Origin of the sequence: Sphaerotilus microaerophilus, from assembly GCF_023734135.1 — a bacterium.
Lineage (GTDB): Bacteria > Pseudomonadota > Gammaproteobacteria > Burkholderiales > Burkholderiaceae_C > Sphaerotilus > Sphaerotilus microaerophilus.
The window spans coordinates 3,919,472-3,936,873 of record NZ_AP025730.1 but is presented as its reverse complement, the minus strand read 5'-3'; the positions used below and the strand labels follow the sequence as shown (position 1 = coordinate 3,936,873).

Below are 17,402 nucleotides of genomic sequence, written 5' to 3'. Positions count from 1 at the left end.
TCACACCGATTTCCTCCGCCGCACGAGGCGCCAGCTCAGGGTCAGCTCCAGCGCGTCATCACCAGCCAGCGTCTCCTGCAGCTGAGCCAGTGCGCTGGTGGCCGCATGGGCGTCCAGCACCACATTGGTGGCCTCGCCTACCAGTTCGACGCCCGGCTCCTGCACGGGGCTAGGTGCCGGTGTCGGGGCCTGCGGCGGCAACGGTGGCTGCGGCGGTACTGGTGGCGGGGATGTGACCGGGACTGTTAGCAGCTCGGTGGCCGACTGCTCCAGCCCCTGAAGCCCGGGCTTGAGTGCTGACACGTACTCGTCGGTGGCCAGCAGTGTCGACAGGTCGGCCAACAGGGCCTTGGCATCCTCTGCGCGCTGGTCGGGCAGGCGCCCCACGGCGTCGAACAGCGGCCAGCGCGTGGCCGCCAGGGTGTCTGCCATGCTCTGGGCCTGAGCGATGGAGCGCCCCATGGCCGTTTCGGAGGTGTCGATCTCCAGCTGCGCCAGCGTGGCCACCAGCGCGGCCTCGTCGGTCCCGGCGAGGGCGGCCAGCGCGGCTTGGGACGCGCGCGCGGTGCGCCAGCGTGCGCCTGCCGTTCCACCGGTGTAGCGTTCGCAGCGGGGACGCAAGGCATCGACCAGGGCGTTGGCCCCCGGGCGACGCTCGCGCGCCACCTTCTTCACGTCGGCGACCAGCTTGCCCACGTTGGCGGCGCTCAGGGTCTGCGGCGCCACCACGCCCAGCATCTCGCCGGCGAGCCGGATGGCACGCTCCCAGTCGGTCGGCGCCGGCAGGGTCTGCTCGCGCAGCTCCACCTCGTCGGCCAGGCGGTCGACCTCGGCCTCGTAGGGACCATCGTTGAGCACCAGGCGCCGGTTGGTCTGCTGCGCCCAGGCCAGGATGATCAGGTTCTGCAGCTCGGTGGGCAGGCCCATCGCGCGCGGCTGGTCGATCCAGCGCCGCACCCGCGCCACTGTCAGCGGCCCGCCTTGCGCGTCCAGGGCCTGCTGCTGCGCGAAGTGGCTTTGCCAGGTCGTCTCCACCAGCAGGTGGGTCTCGCCCATCTGGCCCAGCCGCAGCGGGTTGACGACCGAGCGCAGGAGCTTGCGCATGCCCGCGTCCGCCACCGGGCCGCGGTGCTGCGGCGCCTCGATGGCAGCGCGCACTTCCGGCCAGAGGCGCCGCACCAGCGTGCCCTTGATCTCGGTGTCGAAATTCGGGTGGCCCGGCCAGCGGTGCGTGAAGAGCTGGTCCAGCAGGTTCTCGAAGGCCGCCTGCAGGTTCACGCCCACCGGCGGGCGCGCCGCCAGCGTGGGGTCCAGCGAGCGGAACTGCTGCTCCGCGCTCAGCTCATGCGTGATCGAGTCGCGCGGCTCGCTGCGCACTCCGTAGGCCACCTCCAGGTGGCCAATCAGCTTGGTGCGCAGGGAATCGCGCTGGTTCTTGGCCAGCGCCTTGGCCTGCACCCGGTCGACGAAGGACAGGTGGGTGGCGTAGGTGTCGAAGCGCTCGCCCTGCAGGATGTGGTCGAGCACCACGTAGCGCTTGAGGTCGCCCTCGGCCTTGGTGCTCAGGAAGGACGGCAGCCAGACCAGCGTGTGGGTCGAACCGCCGCGGTACTCGCCCAGACGGGCGATGTCATCGGCCGGCGTGCGGTGCGGCTCGTCAAAGGGGATGTCCAGCACCACCGTCCAGGATCCGGTGCGGTCCTTCAGGCGGTCGTCCGCCATCTCGCGCACGTTCTCGTAGACCACCTCGACCTCGCGGCGCGTGCCCCGCCACACCAGCTCGAAGTGATGGAACATGGCCCCCTTGTCCTCGATGCCCAGCTCCTTGAACAGCAGTTCGCGCACCGTCTTGCGCCGGTTGCCGGGGTTGTCCACCACCTCGGCGGCCTTGAGCACCGGCTCCAGGTCGACCCCGGTGATCTGGATGGACACCACCGGATTGGCGTCGTCGGTGACCTTGAGCTCACCCACCTCTCCCGCCCAGTCGCGCAGCTTGCGCAGCACCTGCTGGGCCTCCTGACCCGGGATGGGCGACTTGAAGGTGCCGTGGTTGAGCGCGGCCAGGCGCGTGGCGGTCAGCGCCTTGAGCGACTCCACCTCCGGCACCAGCGCGGCCAGCAGCAGGGTCTTGAGCAGGCGCGCGTCATTGCGCAGCGCCTTGGCCCGCGTAGGCTCCGCCTGGCCCAGGCGCAGCGCCTCCCAGGTCGTGCCGGCCTTGGCTTCCAGCACCGGCAGCAGGCGCTGGTTGAACAGGCGCTTGGCGTTCTCGAAGTGCAGCCGCATGGCTTCGGAGAAGGGCTCGTCGCCCTCGGCGATCACGTCCCACAGGTCGCCCACCGGGATCAGCTGACCCAGCTCCAGGTCGGCGCGCCGGTCCACCAGCAGCTGCAGCATCAGCTTGAGCGCGGTGCGCTCGCGCTGCAGCACCGACGACACCGCGATCAGCGTCTGCACCAGCGCCGGGCTGAAGGGGTAGACCTTGCGGAACATGTCGCGGTCCGCGTCGGTGGTCAGCAGCGTGTCCAGCACGTCGCGGCGCAGGCGCAGCACGTCGTCAAACGCCCTGGCCAACTCCTTGCGCGCCTCGTCGCTGACCGGGCGCAGCACCCGCTTCTCTGCAATGGCCGGCAGGTTGCGATCTTCCAGCGTGATGCGGTGGAAGCGCGCCTCCCAGTGCTTGAGCACGTCGCTGAACTGCACACCGGCGGCGCCGCTCAGGTGCTCGCCCACCAGGTCGCGCAGATCGCGCTGCCGGGCCACGAAGCTGACCAGCGGGATGGGCCGGTCGGCATGCGTGGCCTCCACCAGCTTGACCAGCTTGGTGCCCTCGCGGCTGACGAAGCTGACGTCGGCCGCATGGCTGGCCAGCCACAGCACCAGCTCATCGAGAAAGAGGATGACCGCGTCGTACCCCAGGTCGCGCGCATGCCGGCTCATGATGGCCAGCCCCGCGTCCAGCGGCACGAAGGACTCGCCCGCACCGGCCAGGGCCTGGTAAGCGGTGAAGAACTGACTGATCAGCGCGCCCACCAGCCGGCCGCGCTCCTCGCCCTCGGGCGGCTCCAGCAGGGCCGCCTCGAAGCTGATGGCATCCCAGCCGCCCTCCATCTCGCCCCAGCCATCGCCCCCGGCCGAACCGGATCCAGGCGCCTCGTTGAGCTTGCTGAAGAAGGCCTCGTCACCCAGGCGCTGGCGCAGCGCGCTCGCGTCCTTGAACAGCTCCTCGGCCAGGTAGAAGCCCGGCACCGGCGCGGTGGGGTGCAGGCGCCGCACATGGTCAGCGTACTGGCCCAGCACGGCCGACTCCATGTCGATGGCGCCGATCATGTGGTACGGCACCATCAGGAATCGCTTGCCCTGCGCCCAGCCCAGCTGGGCCACCACCTCGGCCAGCTCCGGCATCGACCGCGCCTGCGCGTGGCCGGCCAGCAGCAGATTGAGCACCGCCATGAAGTGGCTCTTGCCCGAGCCGAAGGAGCCGTGCAGGTAGGCCGCCTTGCTGCTGTGGCTGGTCACCGACTGCTGGATGAAGCCCAGGGCGTTCTTGAACGCCGCGCCCAGCTCCGGCGTGACCACGTAGTCGCGCAGCGTCTGGTCGGCCTGGGCCACGCCCTCGGACAGCTTGAGGACGAAGTCGCCCTGGTGCACCCGCTCGGGGATGGTGATGAGGTCTCGGATGAATGGCATGTTGTCGTTCTCCCTCAGGCTGCGCCGGCCTGTGTCCTATCGTTGGTGTTGCGGGTCAATGCCGCGCCGCAGGCACGGTCCAGTTCACGCCGGAATGCTTCGAAACTGGGCATATCAATGCGCCGCGGGTCAACCGTTCCGTCGCGTATCCAGCCGGCCTGCACGTCCGCACTTGGTTCGATGCCACCGTTCAGCGCCTTCAGCCTGTTCTTGAGGTTGTGCGGGCTGCCGTCGTTGCCGGGTGCGTCTTCCAGCTCGCCGCAGTGCTGATACGGCTGTGTCTTGAGTCCGCACAGCAACCAGGCTTCCGACTTGGGCCGCGGCACCATCGGTACGCCCGCGTCGAACCCGGCCTGCTTGAAACCGTTGACCATCGAATCGAACTTGTCTTGCCATTCATGTGACGGCACCGAACGGGTTCCATCGCCATCGCGGAACAGCACCGCCAGCACGGGCTCTCCTGACTCGGCCTGCTGCGTCTGCGCCAGGCGGCCCAGCACTTGGGCATTGCGGAAGTAGAAGGCCGTGCCCTTGCCTCGCTTCAGACCGGGCAGCAGCGTCGGCCCACTGCGGGCGTGCTGTGCCAGTTCTGTCTTGTGCACGACGCGAAGTGCGTCGCCCCCCGCTTCGGCCAACTCCAACAATGAATAGCCCAACCGGTTTTCAGCGAGCCGGTCGACGATCCAGGCCATCGGACCGGGCACAAACCGGGTGCCACCCGCTTCTGGCCGCATGACGCCCAGGTCAGTCGGTCCCTCCCCAGACAGCATCAGCTTCACGCAGATGCCTCCAACGGTTGCTGCGCCAGCCGCTGAGCCTCGATGGGCAGCGCGCTGAGGTCCGTGTCAACGTAGGCCTCGCCCGGCCCCAGCAGACCCAGCTTGTCCTGCATGGACGGCAGGTCGAACAGGCGCGCGGCCTGGGTGTGCCCCTGCTCGTTGCGGTACAGCAGCATCACCGCCTGCCGCGCGACGTCGTCGGGCAGGTAGTTCAGGATCAGCGGGCTGTGGGTGGTGACGATGACCTGCGGGCCGGCGTGGAGCAGATGGTCAACCAGCTTCTGTACCAACTCTGGATTGATGCCATTCTCGATCTCATCAAACAGCACGCTCGCCACTGGAGCATCCGTGTCAATCACCCCGGCAATCTGCAATCCGCTGAGGTGCCCCCCCAACTGACTTTGGGCCAGAACCGCCAACGTTCGCAGTAGGCCGTCATTGACGTGCCTGGAAGGCGTCTGCACCGGTTTGCCGGCCGCATCCAAATAGTGTTCGTCGATCGACAGATCTTTCCAACCAGCCTGCACAGCCCGCGTGGTCAGGCTATCGAGTTGAGGGTAGAAGACACGGGCGGCAGCTAGAAGCCTTTCCTTTTCTTCCTTTCGCATGCCGTGCAGATAAGCCGACAGGCGCTCCCCTCCATAGCCGATGTCACTTCCTTCCTTGGCGCGGCGACGCATGGCATGCGGGGACAACATGTCGAGCGATTTCAGCTCGTACAAGCTCTCCCGAAGTACCTCGATCGCCCAATCCCATTGCCCTGCCTTCAGCAGTGAAAGGGTCGAGCCCTCGTATTGCAGCCCGGGAAGCTCGTAGATACGAGTGAGCGCCGGCACCGATGGCTTTGGCGGAAGCATCCGTGCGAATAGCTTCTGCTCGCTGATGCGCAGCACGGCCTCGCCACCGACAGAGACCGATTCACTGGTGCAGCGCAGGAGCTTTGTATTGAACTGCCCCTCCCATGTGATGACGCCGATCGGCGCAGCCTCCAACTCCAGTTTGAAATGAATCAGCTGTCGCTTCAGGAATCTGCTTGCAATGTCTGCAGCACGCCATTCACGCCGCTCGAGCCAAGCCTTGATGTCGCCGCTGGCCAGATGCGCCACAAAGTCCAGTGCCTGCAGCACCGTCGACTTGCCGGCCCCGTTCAGGCCGACGAGGCAGACGAACGGCCCGAGCGCATGGGGCGCCGGCGGCAGGCGGAAGTTGACGAGCGACTTGAAGTTGTCGATGTAGAAGCTGCGGATCATGGGGCGTCCTTCTGCGCCAGCAGCGCGGCGTGGCACTGGAGCTGCCTCCATTCTGGAGTGGGCTTCAGGTCTCGGATGAATGGCATGCGGTGCTTCTCCCTCAGGCTGCGCCGGCCTGTGTGTCGGTGTCGGCGTCGGTGTCGGTTGCCGTGCCAGGTTCGGCGGCGGGTGGCCGGAAGCACTCTGCCACGATGGCCTCGATGCGGTCGATGTGTGCCGGCGGCACCAGTGCCAGCTCCGCGGCCGTGCGGCGGCGTGCCGGCATGCGCCCACCGTTCTGGCGGATCCACTGGATCAGCAGGTTGATGGTGCGGTTGGGCAGGTCGAACTCGCGGTCGATGCGGTCGAAGGCCTGGTCGTAGGCCTGGATGAACTGTGTTTCCTCGATCAGCGACTGCGCCAGCGCCTGCTCGGCGCAGTCGGTGATGAAGCGCGCGGCGGCCTCGCCGTTCCAGTGGGCGTAGGCGCTGGCCGAGGAGCGGAAGTCGAAGGCGAAGGTGTTGTCGGCCAGGCAGGTCACATCCCACAGGCCGCGCGCCGGGCGGCTGAAGGCCTCCAGCGCCGCCAGGTACTCGGCCTCGTGCCGCTTCATGGCCACCGACAGCGGCAGCAGCGTCGGCTGCCCGCCGACCAGTGGCAGCACCTGCTGCAGGTTCAGGCTGTGGTGGGCCAGCAGGCGCGACAGGCGGCCGTTCCCGTCCATGAACGGGTGCAGGAAGACAAAGCCGAAGCTCACCAGCGCCGCGCGCACGAAGGGCGGCACATCGCCCTCGCGGCTGTTGGCCATGGCCATCCAGCCGTCCATCAAGGCCGGCAGGTCGCCGGGCGGCGGCGGGATGTAGCGCACCGCGAGCGCCCCGTGGCCGCCGCGCTGCAGCCAGTTCTGCTGGTCGCGGAACGCCACCTCCATGCGCAGCGCGCTGGTGATGACCGTGTTCTGCAGCCTGACCAGGTAGTCCTCGGTCACGGGTTGGTGCTCGGCCAACTGGGCCAGCGCGCCGAGGAAGGCCCGCTCCTTGTCCGGCGAGGGCGATTCGTTCTCGATGGCGAAGGAGTCCCGCGTTTCCGACAGGTAGGCCCAGCTCAGCACCCGGTCGAGCGTGCTGCGGTTGCCTGCATCGTCGGCCCAGGCGCGCAGCCGCTCCAGCACCTGCTGGCCGCGCCGCTCCAGCGCTTCATCGCGCCGCACCACGGGGCAGTAGTCAAAGGGCCCGATGCCGTTGAAGTTCACGCGCAGTCGCGGGCTGCGCTCCCACACGGGACCGACGTAGTGGCTGGCGCTGTCGAACAGGTCGATGTAATTGCCGCCGGTGGTGTCCCAGGGCAGCGGCAGCTCGCGGCCATGCGCCTTCTCCCAGAGAAAGGCGGCGCGGCGCAGGTAGCTGCCGGTGCGCTGGGCCGCAAGCGCTGCGCCGAGTTCCTCGGCCGTCACCAGCCTGAGGGCCTCGACCAGGATGGCCAACTGCATCTCCTCGTGCTTGAGCGCGAAGAGCACTTGGTCCAGCAGCGACGCACCCTCGGCCGGCGCCACGTGGCGGGGCACCGCCAGCACGTCCGCCATGCGCTCGATGCGGGTGACCGGGCGCACCTGAGCGGGTCGAAGCACTGGGGGCATCCTCAGCGTGATGTGCTCCAGCAGCCATTCGTAGCCGATCACTGCCGACACCTCATTTTCTTGATATCGCCCTCAACATTTCGTTGTTTTCATCGAGGTGGCGATGTTTTCTGATACGGTGTGCCGCCGCAGGCCTCGAACCCATCATGCGCACCGCGCTCTATCTCTATTTCAGAGGCTTGACCCCACCCCGACGTCCCAGCCCGAAGGCGATTCGGTAGACATCCGGCATCTGAATGCGACCATCCGACAAGGTCTGCATAAGTCCCAGTTCGGTCAGGTCCCGCAGCACTCCTTCTTCACGTTCATCCAAGTGCTGCGGCGGTAGCTTCACCGCTGCGCCACCCGAGTTCAGGTGCTCGGTTAGAGAGTCGATCACGCCCCCTTGCAGCCACAAGTTCATGATGTCCTGCGGCGGGCAAGGAACCGACAGGTTGCCGTGCAGCGGGTCCATCACCAGCTGAATCCACGGATAGTCCTCGTTGACCAGTTCATCAACGCGCACTCTCGAGGCCGCCTGAACACCCGCTTGCAGCGCCTTGTAGTGCAGCGGCAGGTCAGAGTCTTCGAAGTCGTCGCGCGAGCGCTGCGCAGCCAGTCGCAGCGCCTCGCAGAAGCTGCGGGGGCTGACCTGATCGCGACCGTCCTGCAGGTGGTTGACCACCCACTTGTAAGGCTTGCCCCGCTTCAGTCCGGTGGGGGAAGCCGACATGACCGTGCCTGCGATCGCCTCAAACACCTTTTCTTGTACCTTTTCGTCGCTGCGCAGGTCAGCGGGCAATGTCCAGATCCCATCGGTCTGTGACCATCTGCGGTTACCCAATATGTCACCCGAAAGCTTCCGAAATACTGTCCCACCTGTGGATGCATTCCCTGCGCATTGAAAGAACAACGCGTACAGATCTACCTTGCGCCAAGTCAGGCTTGCACGTCGGCCCAGCAGCTTCGAAGCGTCTGGAAAGCCCGTGATCATCTTGTCTTCCAACATGTCGGGCCGCACGAACAGCTTCAACCGGATGTTTCGGGTTGAGCGTAGGTCCTGAGTTACCTGAAAAAGGCCCTTGGCCAAGGGCCTGATTTCTTGCCAGGTTTCTGCCAAGCGATCCAGCGCGTCAAAAAGGATCAGTATTCTTTGAGTACGCTCGGATAATCCTCTGTCGCAGGCCATCAACATCTCGTCAAAGGACTCTGGGTTGTCTCTTACCCAGGCGGTCCGGGCTTCCCAGGGTTCGATGCCCCGTGCGCCGATGCGAGGAAACGGTTTCTGAAAATCCAGTTGGCGCGCCACGACAGCCCGCCAAATAGTTCGTGGAGTGAATCGTTTCGCAAGCAGGGCGGCAAGCACATCTTGGCTGGGCGCGTCCAACGAACCTGACGCCGCCCCGAAGCCCTGCTTGACGATGATGGCATCGCTCAGGTGGGCGTCGGGGAATGCCCGTGCGATGTGCCTGCGATGGGGCTCGGAGTTCAGCGCTGCCCACCAGAAACTCTTGCCGGCACCGCGAATGCCCTCAACGATGCAGCGATCTGCATCCAGCGCCTGTGCATGGGCCGGAGGCACATAGGTCATGGCAGGCCCCTGTTCCACAGCGGCGCCAGCTTGATCGATTGCAGGCAAACCCTCTGAGACTGCAGCTCGCAACCTTGTGACGTCGGTTCTCGTCAAATCCACAGTCATTCTCCGAAAATAGATTCCTTGACACGCTCCACGAACGGGCCGAACGCCAGGTCGATGTCGGTGTCGTCCACCCCGCCTCGGTTGCGCAGTGACAGGGCGTCGAACTCCACGAACCGTGGACTCCAGCGCACCGTCCACGGAAAGTGGGGCGCGGCGTCGCTGTCCATTGGGAAGGAGAATGGCTCACTCGCTCCAGCATCAGGCGGTTCATCGTCCGCTCGTGTCGGTTGGATCTCGTCGTAGAGGTGGTCGGCAAACAGGTCATAAGAGCGCTCCAGGAAGCGCTGAAAGCGTGCTTCTTGATCCGACTCCGGGAACATCGCTCGCACCATCCACAGTCGCTCGCGCACACCGCGCAGCACCTCGGGCCGCTGCCGCCAATGCTCGAAGAGCTGCCGGTAGCCTTGCCAGTTCTGTTCGCTGTCGGTGGCGAACAGCAGCGCCAAATCCGCCAGACCGGCAATCGAGATTGCCGCCAGGTCATGCAGGCCGGCACGGCTGTCGATCAGCACGATGTCCGGGCGCTCCTGCGCTTCCAGCGCTGCCACCAGGCGTGCCATGCGCTGGGCAAACCGCTCCGGGCCGGTGGGGCTCGGCACGTCGGCGTAGACCCGCGCCAGCTTGGCCAGATAGGCGTTTTCGCCCTGGCCCATCGCGGCAGCCACCCGGATCTGGCCGCGCGTCAGCTCGGCCAGCGGGCTGTCCGACACCAGATCGAGCAGCACCGAATCGTCGCGCTGCACCGCGTCCTCGATGAACCAGTCCACCAGCCCGAAGCCGGCCACCCGGTCGGAGGGCAGCAGCAGCCCGGACAAGCCCGGTGACTCCAGGTCGAAGTCCAGCAACAGCACCCGTTTGCCCTCCCGGGCCAGGCTGTAGGCCAGCATGCACAGCGCAGTGGACCGGCCCACGCCCCCCTTGAGCCCGTAAAACACCACGCGAGGGGGCGCACTGTCAGGCCGTGGGGCACGGGTGGTGCGAATCCAGTCTTGGCCGGTGATCTGCCGGTCCAGCAGCATCACATCGACCTCGCCCAGCGAGTTCCCATCCTCATCGACACCCATGGCGACCACCGTGGTGTGCCAGTCGCTGCTGTTGAAGATGCGGTCCGGGTCAGCGAAGCTGTCGCGAAACAGGAGCTCGTCCCCGCCTGAGTACGCGCCCAGCGTCTGCTGGGCTGCTTCCAGGCTGCTGCGGGCCTCGGCCGGATAGTCGGCCTCCCCTGCATTGATGGCAAAGCGCAGCCGACCGTAGATGTCGCGAATGATCCGCACCGGTGGCTGCGCGGGCAGCGCATCGTTGCGAGTGGCCGCTGCTGCCCGTCGCAACGCGTCGTTGAATCGCAGCGGTGTCATCACAGGTCTCCAGAAATCACGTTGTCCAAGTAGTTCAGCATTTCGCGTGCTGCCGCTTGCCAGTGAGGCAAGGAGTCCAATGGCACCTCGCTTGGGCGCCAGTAGCGGTGCTCAACTTGCCAATCATGCATCTTGCCCAGGCTGGGCACGGCGGCGCGCAACCCGCTGCCTGCCCGACTATCGGCCAGTGTGGTCATCTCCAGGGCTTGCTGGGCGATGCGCGGCAAATGGGTCTGGAGGTCTTCTCGGATGCTGCCATCGGCCGCCACCTCGACACTGCGGCGAATGATGAGCACTGCCTTCAGCCCGCACTCCACACTCAGGCCGATCAGCTGGCCGGCATTCGGGCGGGCATTTCGCTCCAGCAGGGTGTTTGCATCCTGCCAGTGGCGCCGGCAGCTCGCGGTGTAGTCGACCGGTCGTTTTGCCATGCTCATGCTCCCTTCCTCGGCCTCCCCCCCCGCCGCTTCACCGCCGCCACCGGCCGCCACGCCCGCAAGTCCTCCAGCGTGAACCCCAGCTCACGCGCCTGGTCGGCGATGAAGCCGGCGTAGGTGTCGCCCATGCGCTCGCCGTCGAAGGCGGGGTCGGGGTCGTTGTGCCACTGCTGCAGCCAGGGCACGAGTTCGTCCAGGCCGGCCAGCAGGGGCTGCAGGCGCTCGGGCTCCCAGCCTTCGTTGTCCTTCATCTCCAGCAGGTAGCTGGCCAGGGCCGTGGCCTGCTGCAGGGGGTTCCAGCCGGCCCAGGCGAGCGGCGTGCTGCCGTCGGCGCCGCGCTCGGAGCCGGGGTAGCTGACCCAGCGCTCCTTGGGCACGTCCAGGCCGCCGCGCAGGCGCCAGAGGTCGGCCTTCAAGAACTCCTTGCTCTGGTACTTGGGCGGCACGGGGATGGGGCCGATCTTCTGGGCCTTGTCCTCGGCCTGCTGGCGGGCGATTTCGGCGGCCAGCTGCTGGGCTATCCAGGCTTGCGCGTCGGCCAAGGTGGCGCTGCCGAACTGCTGGCGGGCCTGCTCGGTGAGCTCGGCGCGCCAGGCGTCGGCGTTGTCGGCGATGACCTTGGCGTCGATGGCGTCCTCCTGGCGCTGCAGCGCCCAGGTGGCCTGCCACTGGGCGCGCTTGCGCAGGCCGGTGTCGGTGTAGCGCAGCACGGGCAGGAAGGGCACGCTCTCGGCGCTGACCAGCTCGGCCACCAGGCGCTGGACGTCGAAGCCGGCCTGGCCCGCATAGAGTTCCGCGATCTGCATGAACGCCGGGTCCTGCGCCACCGCGTCGGCCAGGCGGCGCGTGCTGGTGAGCTGCGGCGGCTGGTCGGCGCTGGCGGGCCACAGCGCCGGGGCCTCCAGGCGGTCGAGCAGCCACTCGCGCAGGGCGGCCTGCTCCAGCTCCTGCCAGCTGGGGCTGTTCCAGCGGCGCTTGTACTCGGGGCGCTCGATCAGGCCGAGGTTGCGGTCGCTCTCGATCAGCTCGATGCGCCGCTGCACCACGCGGCGGTAGGCCTCGGGCCAGTGCGCCGGCAGGTCGGTGATGGGCGTCGAGCCGTGGCGCTCGAACCAGGTGGTCTGCTCCTTGCCCGCGGCCATGCGGCGCGCCAGCACGATCTCGAAGGCCCGCTCACCCAGCGCCACCCCCACCGGCGCGGCGTACTCCACCTCGTCCCCGCCCACGCTGGCCGGCAGCAGGCCGTAGAGGCGGTAGCAGCGCCAGTCCAGCTCCTCCTGCCCGGCAATCATCTGCCGGCGCACCGAAGTTCGACACCAACCTCGCCAAGTCCTTGATTTGCTTAGTGGCGACCTTGCGGCGCGCCACTACAGCAGGGACATTTGGGCGTCGAGGCTGGGTTTCTTGATCTTGAGTGCATCCAGGGTGTCAGCCTGGTCCTGGTGGATGGTGGAGATGCCGGCGATGGGCTCGGCGCCGTCGATGCGCACTTGGTGACGCTGGACGCGGCGCAGCTGCTGCAGCGCGGCCTCGGGCGACAGGGGGCTGCCGGCCAGCCTCAAGCGCTGGCGCATCACCCGGTGCAGCACCAGCGCCATGAAGCAGATGCTGGCGTGCGCGCGGATGCGCTCGGGCAGCCGGTGGAACACCGGCGCAATCTCGATCTCGGACTTCAGCACATGGAAGCCACGCTCGATGTCAGCCAGGCTCTTGTAGCGCGCCACGATCTGCTGGGCGCTCAGGTCATGCACGTTGCTCACCAGCAGCAGCTTGCCGTCCATCGCCTCTGCGCGCGCCTGGGCGACGTGGTCGATGTCGTAGGTGAACAGCTCGGACTTCAGGTCCACCCGGATGATGTTGGCCAAGTGCGCCTCGCACACCTCGTGGAAGAAGCGCGCCTTGGCGCCGCTGTCAGACAGCTTGCGCCCGCGCTGGCTCTGGCCGGCGTCCTGTTCGTCGAGCTTGCCGGTCAGTGCCTGGGCGCGCACCTGCAACGCCGTGATGCGATCACGTCGGCGCTGGGTGAGATCGGCGGCCTGCTGCGCGTTGTGCGCCACCACCAGGCGATGGCCTTGCCAGCTCAGCTCGTCGATCACCTCGGCGGCTGAGCCTTCAGCCCTGGCCTGCAGTGGCGCCAGCAGTTCGACGAAGTCCCCATGCCGGCGCCCGGGCACGGCCAGGATGAACTCCAGTGCCCGATCGCCCGGCAGCTTCAGCTCGCTGAGCATCTGCAGGTTGTCCAGCGACAGCAGCCCCCGATCGGCCACCACCACCAGGCGCTTCACATGCGGGTAGCGCTGCAGCACGCGCTCCAGTGTGGGCTTGAGCGTGGGGCCCTCGCTGGCGTTGCCGTCGAACACCTCGTGGTAGATCGGCAGGCCATCGGCCGTCTGCACCACGCCCAGCAGGAACTGCCGGGCAACGACACCTTCCTTGGACATGCCGAACTTGCGCACGTCATCGCGTTGCTGGCTCAGCCCCTCGACCCGGATGGTCGTCAGGTCATAGAACACCACCGACAACTGCTCGTCGATGAGCGGGCGCAGCAACTGCGCCACGCAATCGTCCACGCTGGCCTGGTGATCCATCAGCGCGTCCATGCTGCGCAGCAGGTGCTGGTGGGTGATCGACCTGGGATCGACATCGGGCATCGCCACTGTCTGCAACCAGCGCAGCGCACCGAGCTTGGAATCGGCATCACAAAGCCGGTTGAACACCATCACGCGGATGGCCTGTTCCACCGGGGTGGTGTAGCGCGCACGGCGGAACACCGCGTGCAGCCGATCAAAGCCCAACTCGTGCCAGAGCTGGTGCAGCACCCAGACATCGCCCAAGGCCAGCGCGGACTCGAACTGCACCTGGGGCGGCGAGGCCAGCGCGGCAGGGCGACCCTTCACGCGCAGCAGGCCCTGCAGCAGCGAATCGACCTGGCCGCCGATCTCATCGGTGCGGCCCAGGGTGGCCAGGGTGCGCTGCCGCGGGCGGCCTTGCTCATCGCGGAAGGACTCGACCAGCTGGGCGTAGCTGCGTCCACCGGACCGCGTGAGCTTGATGAACATGGCCTGCGAGTATAGCCAAAAGGCAGGATAGTGCCAATACATGAATTCCGCAAACGTGCCACTACAAACCTTCTCTCAAAACGTCGCCAAGTGCTTGTCGGGATTGAGATCGGCCTCGCCAAAAGGGCGCAAAGTGTCGAACTTCGGTGCCCGGCAATCATCTGCCGGCGCAGGGCTGCGGCCTGCTCGCAGGCGGCGTCCAGGCTGGCGCGGGTGGGCAGCTCCGCCTTAACCAGCAGCGCGGCCGGCTGCAGGGCGGTCAGCTGCTGCGACTGCGCGTCGAGGCTGGTGGCGAGGGCGAGCGGCTTCTCGGCGCAAAGGGGAAACTCGGCGACCTTGGTTGAGTTGAGCGCGTAGAAGTCCTCAAAGGGCGCGGTGCGCTGGCGCGCGCCATGCTGGTCGACGGTGCTGCCCTTGTTGTGGCACACCTGCTTGAACCAGAAACACGCCACCGACGAATTCAGCAGCCCGAGCAGCCCCAGGTGCTCGTCTTCGCTGCTGCCGGCGGGCAGCTTGATGACCGGGGCGGTCTGCTTGAACACCTTGCCGCCGCGGTCGAGGACGAAGTGGTTGTGGGTGGCGATTTCGGCGAAGGTGATGGTGAGTGGGGTCTCAAACCGCTTCTTGAAGAACATCGAGTATTCGAACCACTCAAGCCCTCGCTCTATTTGGGTCTTCCCATACGCGACACGTTGAGAAAGACCAGTTCGGAAAGGCCACAGAAAACCAACCGTCTCCGGTGATCCGAATGCATCTAGGCTATTCTTCGCGTATGGCCACAAGGTCACATTTGGGTTATCGAGAGTCCAATCTCTGACATTCTCGCCATCAACGGAGAATAGAGAGAAGTCTGGGTGAATTTGATGGCGCTTAAGCGGTCCATCACCTACGACAAAAGCATCATCCTCGCGAGTTACGACACCGAATCCAATCTCGGCGGCAACGTCTGATAGTTTCCTGCTGGCAGCCTCATCTATGCGCTCGCGCAATTCGGCGGCTCCGCCACCGCCGATGCTCCACGGGTGTTTGCGGAAGGTGGAGCAAGGCACGTCGCTGACGCTGACGAATTCACTCTCACTTCCAGGTCGATCGATCTGCTCGACGATGGCGCTCCAGACCAGCCCGCGCGCCGGGTCGTCCGGCGTGCTGGGTTCGCCCTTGATGCCCATGACGGTGCGGACACTTTCGGCCACCGGCGCGCGGTGGCGGCCGAACAGGATCACCGTCGGTGTGCCGTGGCCGGGGATGTAGGCGCCGGAGGTGTCGACCACGTGAGTCAAATCCAGCCGCGGCAGCACCTGTTCGATGAGCTTGGAACCAAACTCCCGCTTCATGAAGGAGTTGGCCGTGATCAGGCCCACATAGCCGGCGCCGTTCGAATCTTTTCGAGTTAATGCCAGTTCGAAGAAGCGCTCGGTGAATGGCACTCCGAGAGAATATTGCCGGTGGCAGCTGGCGTATTCTTCTCGGTAGGCCGCATTCAACGCTGCGTCCTTCACCACGATGTAGGGCGGATTGCCCACCACCGCGTGGTATTGCCGGCCGAGGATCTGCTGGACCTGCACCAGATCCTCGCTGACGTAGGCGTGGCTCAACCCATACCCGGCCAGGGCCTCCTCGGCCTCCAGCAGCGAGCCGGTTTCACTCAGCCCAAACCGGTGCCCGTGCAGCAGGCTGTCGCCGATGGCCACGTGCACTTCAAAGTCCGGCGCATCGGCCAGCCGCCGCACCTCGGCCACCTGCAGCGCCGCCACCAAGAGGCGGAAACGCGCCACCGCCACCGCGAAGGGGTTCAGGTCCACGCCGGCCACGCCGTGCAGGGCCTGTTGTGCGATCACCCGCGGGTTCAGCCCGGGCTCATGCGCCAGCCACTCCCCCACCAGCCGCTGGAAGCCGCCGAGCAGAAAGTGCCCGCTGCCGCAGGTGGGGTCGATCATCCGCACCTCGCGATACCCAAACTCCCGGATGGCCGGGGTGAGGGTGCGGTCGAGGATGAACTCCTCCACAAACTCCGGCGTCTGCAGCAGGGCGTAACGCTTGCGCGTGGCCTCGCTCAGGTCCTGGTAGAGGTCGCCCAGGAAGCGGGTGTTCAGGCCCTGTCCACTTTCACAGGTGAAGTCATGCACCAGCGCGCCGGTGTTGGGGTCCACCGCCTGCCAGAACTCGCGCAGCGCCATGGCCGCCTCGCCGCTGATGGGCAGGCGAAACACCGGGTTGTGCGCGGCGTCGAAAAAGGTGTGCAGCCCCGGCAGCGTGCCGGCCTCGGCAAAGGCGGCGCGCAGGTAGTCGCGGTCGTTCTCGGTGGGGTGGGCGCGGAAGTAGGTCTCGTGCCGGTCGCGCGCCAGCGCCAGCCGGCCAGAGGCGGGCGTGCCGCCGATCCAGGGCCGCTCCACCAGCGCGTTGTCCTCGATGAAGCGCAGGAACACGCAGCTCAGCAGCCAGTGCACCGCCCCTTGCGTCAGCACCTGCTCGGCCCAGCTCTCGAAGGTTTCGGCGCAGCGCTCGGCATCGCGCGCGGCCTGCCACTCGGCGCTCAGCTCGGCCTTCAGCGTGGCCAGCTCGGGCGTCTCCGCATGGAGCTCGGCGTTGTCGAGGATGCGCGCGCGCAGGTCATCTTCCAGGCGCTTGAGCTGGCGTGTCAGGTCGGCGAGCAGCCGCGGGGCGTTGATCAAGGGGGGGCTCCCAGGGGGTGTTGTAGTTGGGGCAGTCGCAGGGGTCAGCGCTCGACTTCAGGCTTGGGAAAGCTGGGGCCGATGTAGGTGACCGGGTTCTGTGCACCCGGGCGGAAGCAGCGGCTGACGTCGGCGTGGAGGTAACGCTGCCGCTCGGGCTCGTCCGCCACGCGACCGACGAACTCCATCCGTGGGCTGCCCCGGTCGACGGGGCCGTGCAGGTCCTGGGTGGCGTAGAGCGTCGAGCCTGCGGTGAACCAGCCAGCGATGCGGTAGACCTCGCGGACGATGCCCTCATGCACGGCCAGCGCCAGGCTCACCTGGTCCGCCGACTCCCTCGAGACCCGCCAGACGCCGCGTGTGCTGTCGTAGAGCGCCTGGGCCGGCATGCCGGAGTAGTAGCGCTGGCGAAGGCGGATGAGGATGCAGTCGTCCTGGAAGTCCGGCGCGCCGAGCACGATGCGGGGCTGCAACTTGGCCACCAGGTCGTCGGTCGAGATCCGCCCGAATTCGCGCGAATCGTCGCCACGCTTCTGGTTGTAGAGGCGCTCGAGCCGCAGCAGGTCGATCGCTGCGGCCTCGACCTGGAGCGCCGTCTTCTCGTCGACGCCGTGGATCAGGATGTCGATGCGCAGGCGCCCCTCGGCCTGAAGCCGGTTGATTTCGGTGGACTTGTCGGTGTCGTTCACCTGATTCAGATGGGCGAAGCAGCGATTGCCCTTGCCCTTGCCGACGTAGAGCACCCTGTCATCATCGTCCGAAGTGTCGACGTACACGTAGACGTAGTAGCTGAGCTTCTCGTGAAGGCCGGCTGGAAATTGGGTGACCTGCATCTGCACTCCCTTTCTCGCTTCTTCTTGGTTTGTTCTG

The 17,402-nt window shown here is 66.6% G+C and carries 10 protein-coding genes and 1 pseudogene; all 11 read right to left on the bottom strand.

The features are described from left to right. The 11 genes and pseudogenes from NGK70_RS16750 to NGK70_RS16700 all read right to left on the bottom strand — a co-directional run bounded on the left by NGK70_RS16750 (position 1) and on the right by NGK70_RS16700 (position 17,365). Complete coding sequence (locus NGK70_RS16750) at positions 1-3,687, bottom strand: DUF6079 family protein (protein ID WP_251969637.1); 3,687 nt, start codon at positions 3,685-3,687, stop codon at positions 1-3. 14 nt (positions 3,688-3,701) lie between these two features. Next, positions 3,702-4,466: a hypothetical protein gene (locus tag NGK70_RS16745; protein WP_251969636.1), complete on the bottom strand. Its 765-nt coding sequence runs from the start codon at positions 4,464-4,466 to the stop codon at positions 3,702-3,704. Continuing rightward, positions 4,463-5,716 (bottom strand): AAA family ATPase, encoded by a 1,254-nt coding sequence (locus tag NGK70_RS16740; protein WP_251969635.1) that lies wholly within the window; start codon positions 5,714-5,716, stop codon positions 4,463-4,465. The genes NGK70_RS16745 and NGK70_RS16740 overlap by 4 nt, the downstream gene beginning before the upstream one ends. A gap of 100 nt (positions 5,717-5,816) precedes the next feature. Next, positions 5,817-7,382: a Fic family protein gene (locus NGK70_RS16735; RefSeq protein ID WP_251969634.1), complete on the bottom strand. Its 1,566-nt coding sequence runs from the start codon at positions 7,380-7,382 to the stop codon at positions 5,817-5,819. A gap of 115 nt (positions 7,383-7,497) precedes the next feature. Beyond that, on the bottom strand, positions 7,498-8,901 hold the full coding sequence (locus tag NGK70_RS16730; RefSeq protein ID WP_251969633.1) for a KAP family NTPase: 1,404 nt from the start codon (positions 8,899-8,901) through the stop codon (positions 7,498-7,500). A 104-nt stretch (positions 8,902-9,005) separates the two neighbouring features. Continuing rightward, positions 9,006-10,364, bottom strand: coding sequence for a tyrosine-protein kinase family protein (locus NGK70_RS16725; RefSeq protein ID WP_251969632.1), 1,359 nt, complete (start codon positions 10,362-10,364; stop codon positions 9,006-9,008). Beyond that, positions 10,364-10,801, bottom strand: a complete 438-nt coding sequence (locus NGK70_RS16720; protein WP_251969631.1) for a hypothetical protein — start codon at positions 10,799-10,801, stop codon at positions 10,364-10,366. Before NGK70_RS16720 ends, NGK70_RS16725 begins: the two co-directional genes overlap by 1 nt. Further along, a complete protein-coding gene (locus NGK70_RS16715; protein ID WP_251969630.1) occupies positions 10,798-12,093 on the bottom strand; it encodes a DUF7008 domain-containing protein in 1,296 nt (431 codons plus the stop codon). The genes NGK70_RS16720 and NGK70_RS16715 overlap by 4 nt, the downstream gene beginning before the upstream one ends. Before the next feature lie 75 nt (positions 12,094-12,168). After that, the gene (locus NGK70_RS16710; protein WP_251969629.1) at positions 12,169-13,860 is read right to left on the bottom strand and encodes an IS1634 family transposase; all 1,692 of its coding nucleotides are present in this window, start codon (positions 13,858-13,860) and stop codon (positions 12,169-12,171) included. Positions 13,861-14,018: 158 nt separating this feature from the next. After that, positions 14,019-16,532 (bottom strand): annotated as a pseudogene (gene pglX / locus NGK70_RS16705) (BREX-2 system adenine-specific DNA-methyltransferase PglX); the annotation flags it as partial. Positions 16,533-16,576: 44 nt separating this feature from the next. Next, positions 16,577-17,365: an LEM-3-like GIY-YIG domain-containing protein gene (locus NGK70_RS16700; RefSeq protein ID WP_251969628.1), complete on the bottom strand. Its 789-nt coding sequence runs from the start codon at positions 17,363-17,365 to the stop codon at positions 16,577-16,579. Positions 17,366-17,402 lie beyond the last annotated feature (37 nt).

Coding starts and splice junctions, on each gene's coding strand:
- NGK70_RS16750 (WP_251969637.1), bottom strand. CDS start 3,687: ATGCCATTCATCCGAGACCTCATCACCATCCCCGAGCGGGTGCACCAG.
- NGK70_RS16740 (WP_251969635.1), bottom strand. CDS start 5,716: ATGATCCGCAGCTTCTACATCGACAACTTCAAGTCGCTCGTCAACTTC.
- NGK70_RS16730 (WP_251969633.1), bottom strand. CDS start 8,901: ATGACCTATGTGCCTCCGGCCCATGCACAGGCGCTGGATGCAGATCGC.
- NGK70_RS16725 (WP_251969632.1), bottom strand. CDS start 10,364: ATGACACCGCTGCGATTCAACGACGCGTTGCGACGGGCAGCAGCGGCC.
- NGK70_RS16720 (WP_251969631.1), bottom strand. CDS start 10,801: ATGAGCATGGCAAAACGACCGGTCGACTACACCGCGAGCTGCCGGCGC.
- NGK70_RS16715 (WP_251969630.1), bottom strand. CDS start 12,093: ATGATTGCCGGGCAGGAGGAGCTGGACTGGCGCTGCTACCGCCTCTAC.
- NGK70_RS16710 (WP_251969629.1), bottom strand. CDS start 13,860: ATGTTCATCAAGCTCACGCGGTCCGGTGGACGCAGCTACGCCCAGCTG.
- NGK70_RS16700 (WP_251969628.1), bottom strand. CDS start 17,365: ATGCAGGTCACCCAATTTCCAGCCGGCCTTCACGAGAAGCTCAGCTAC.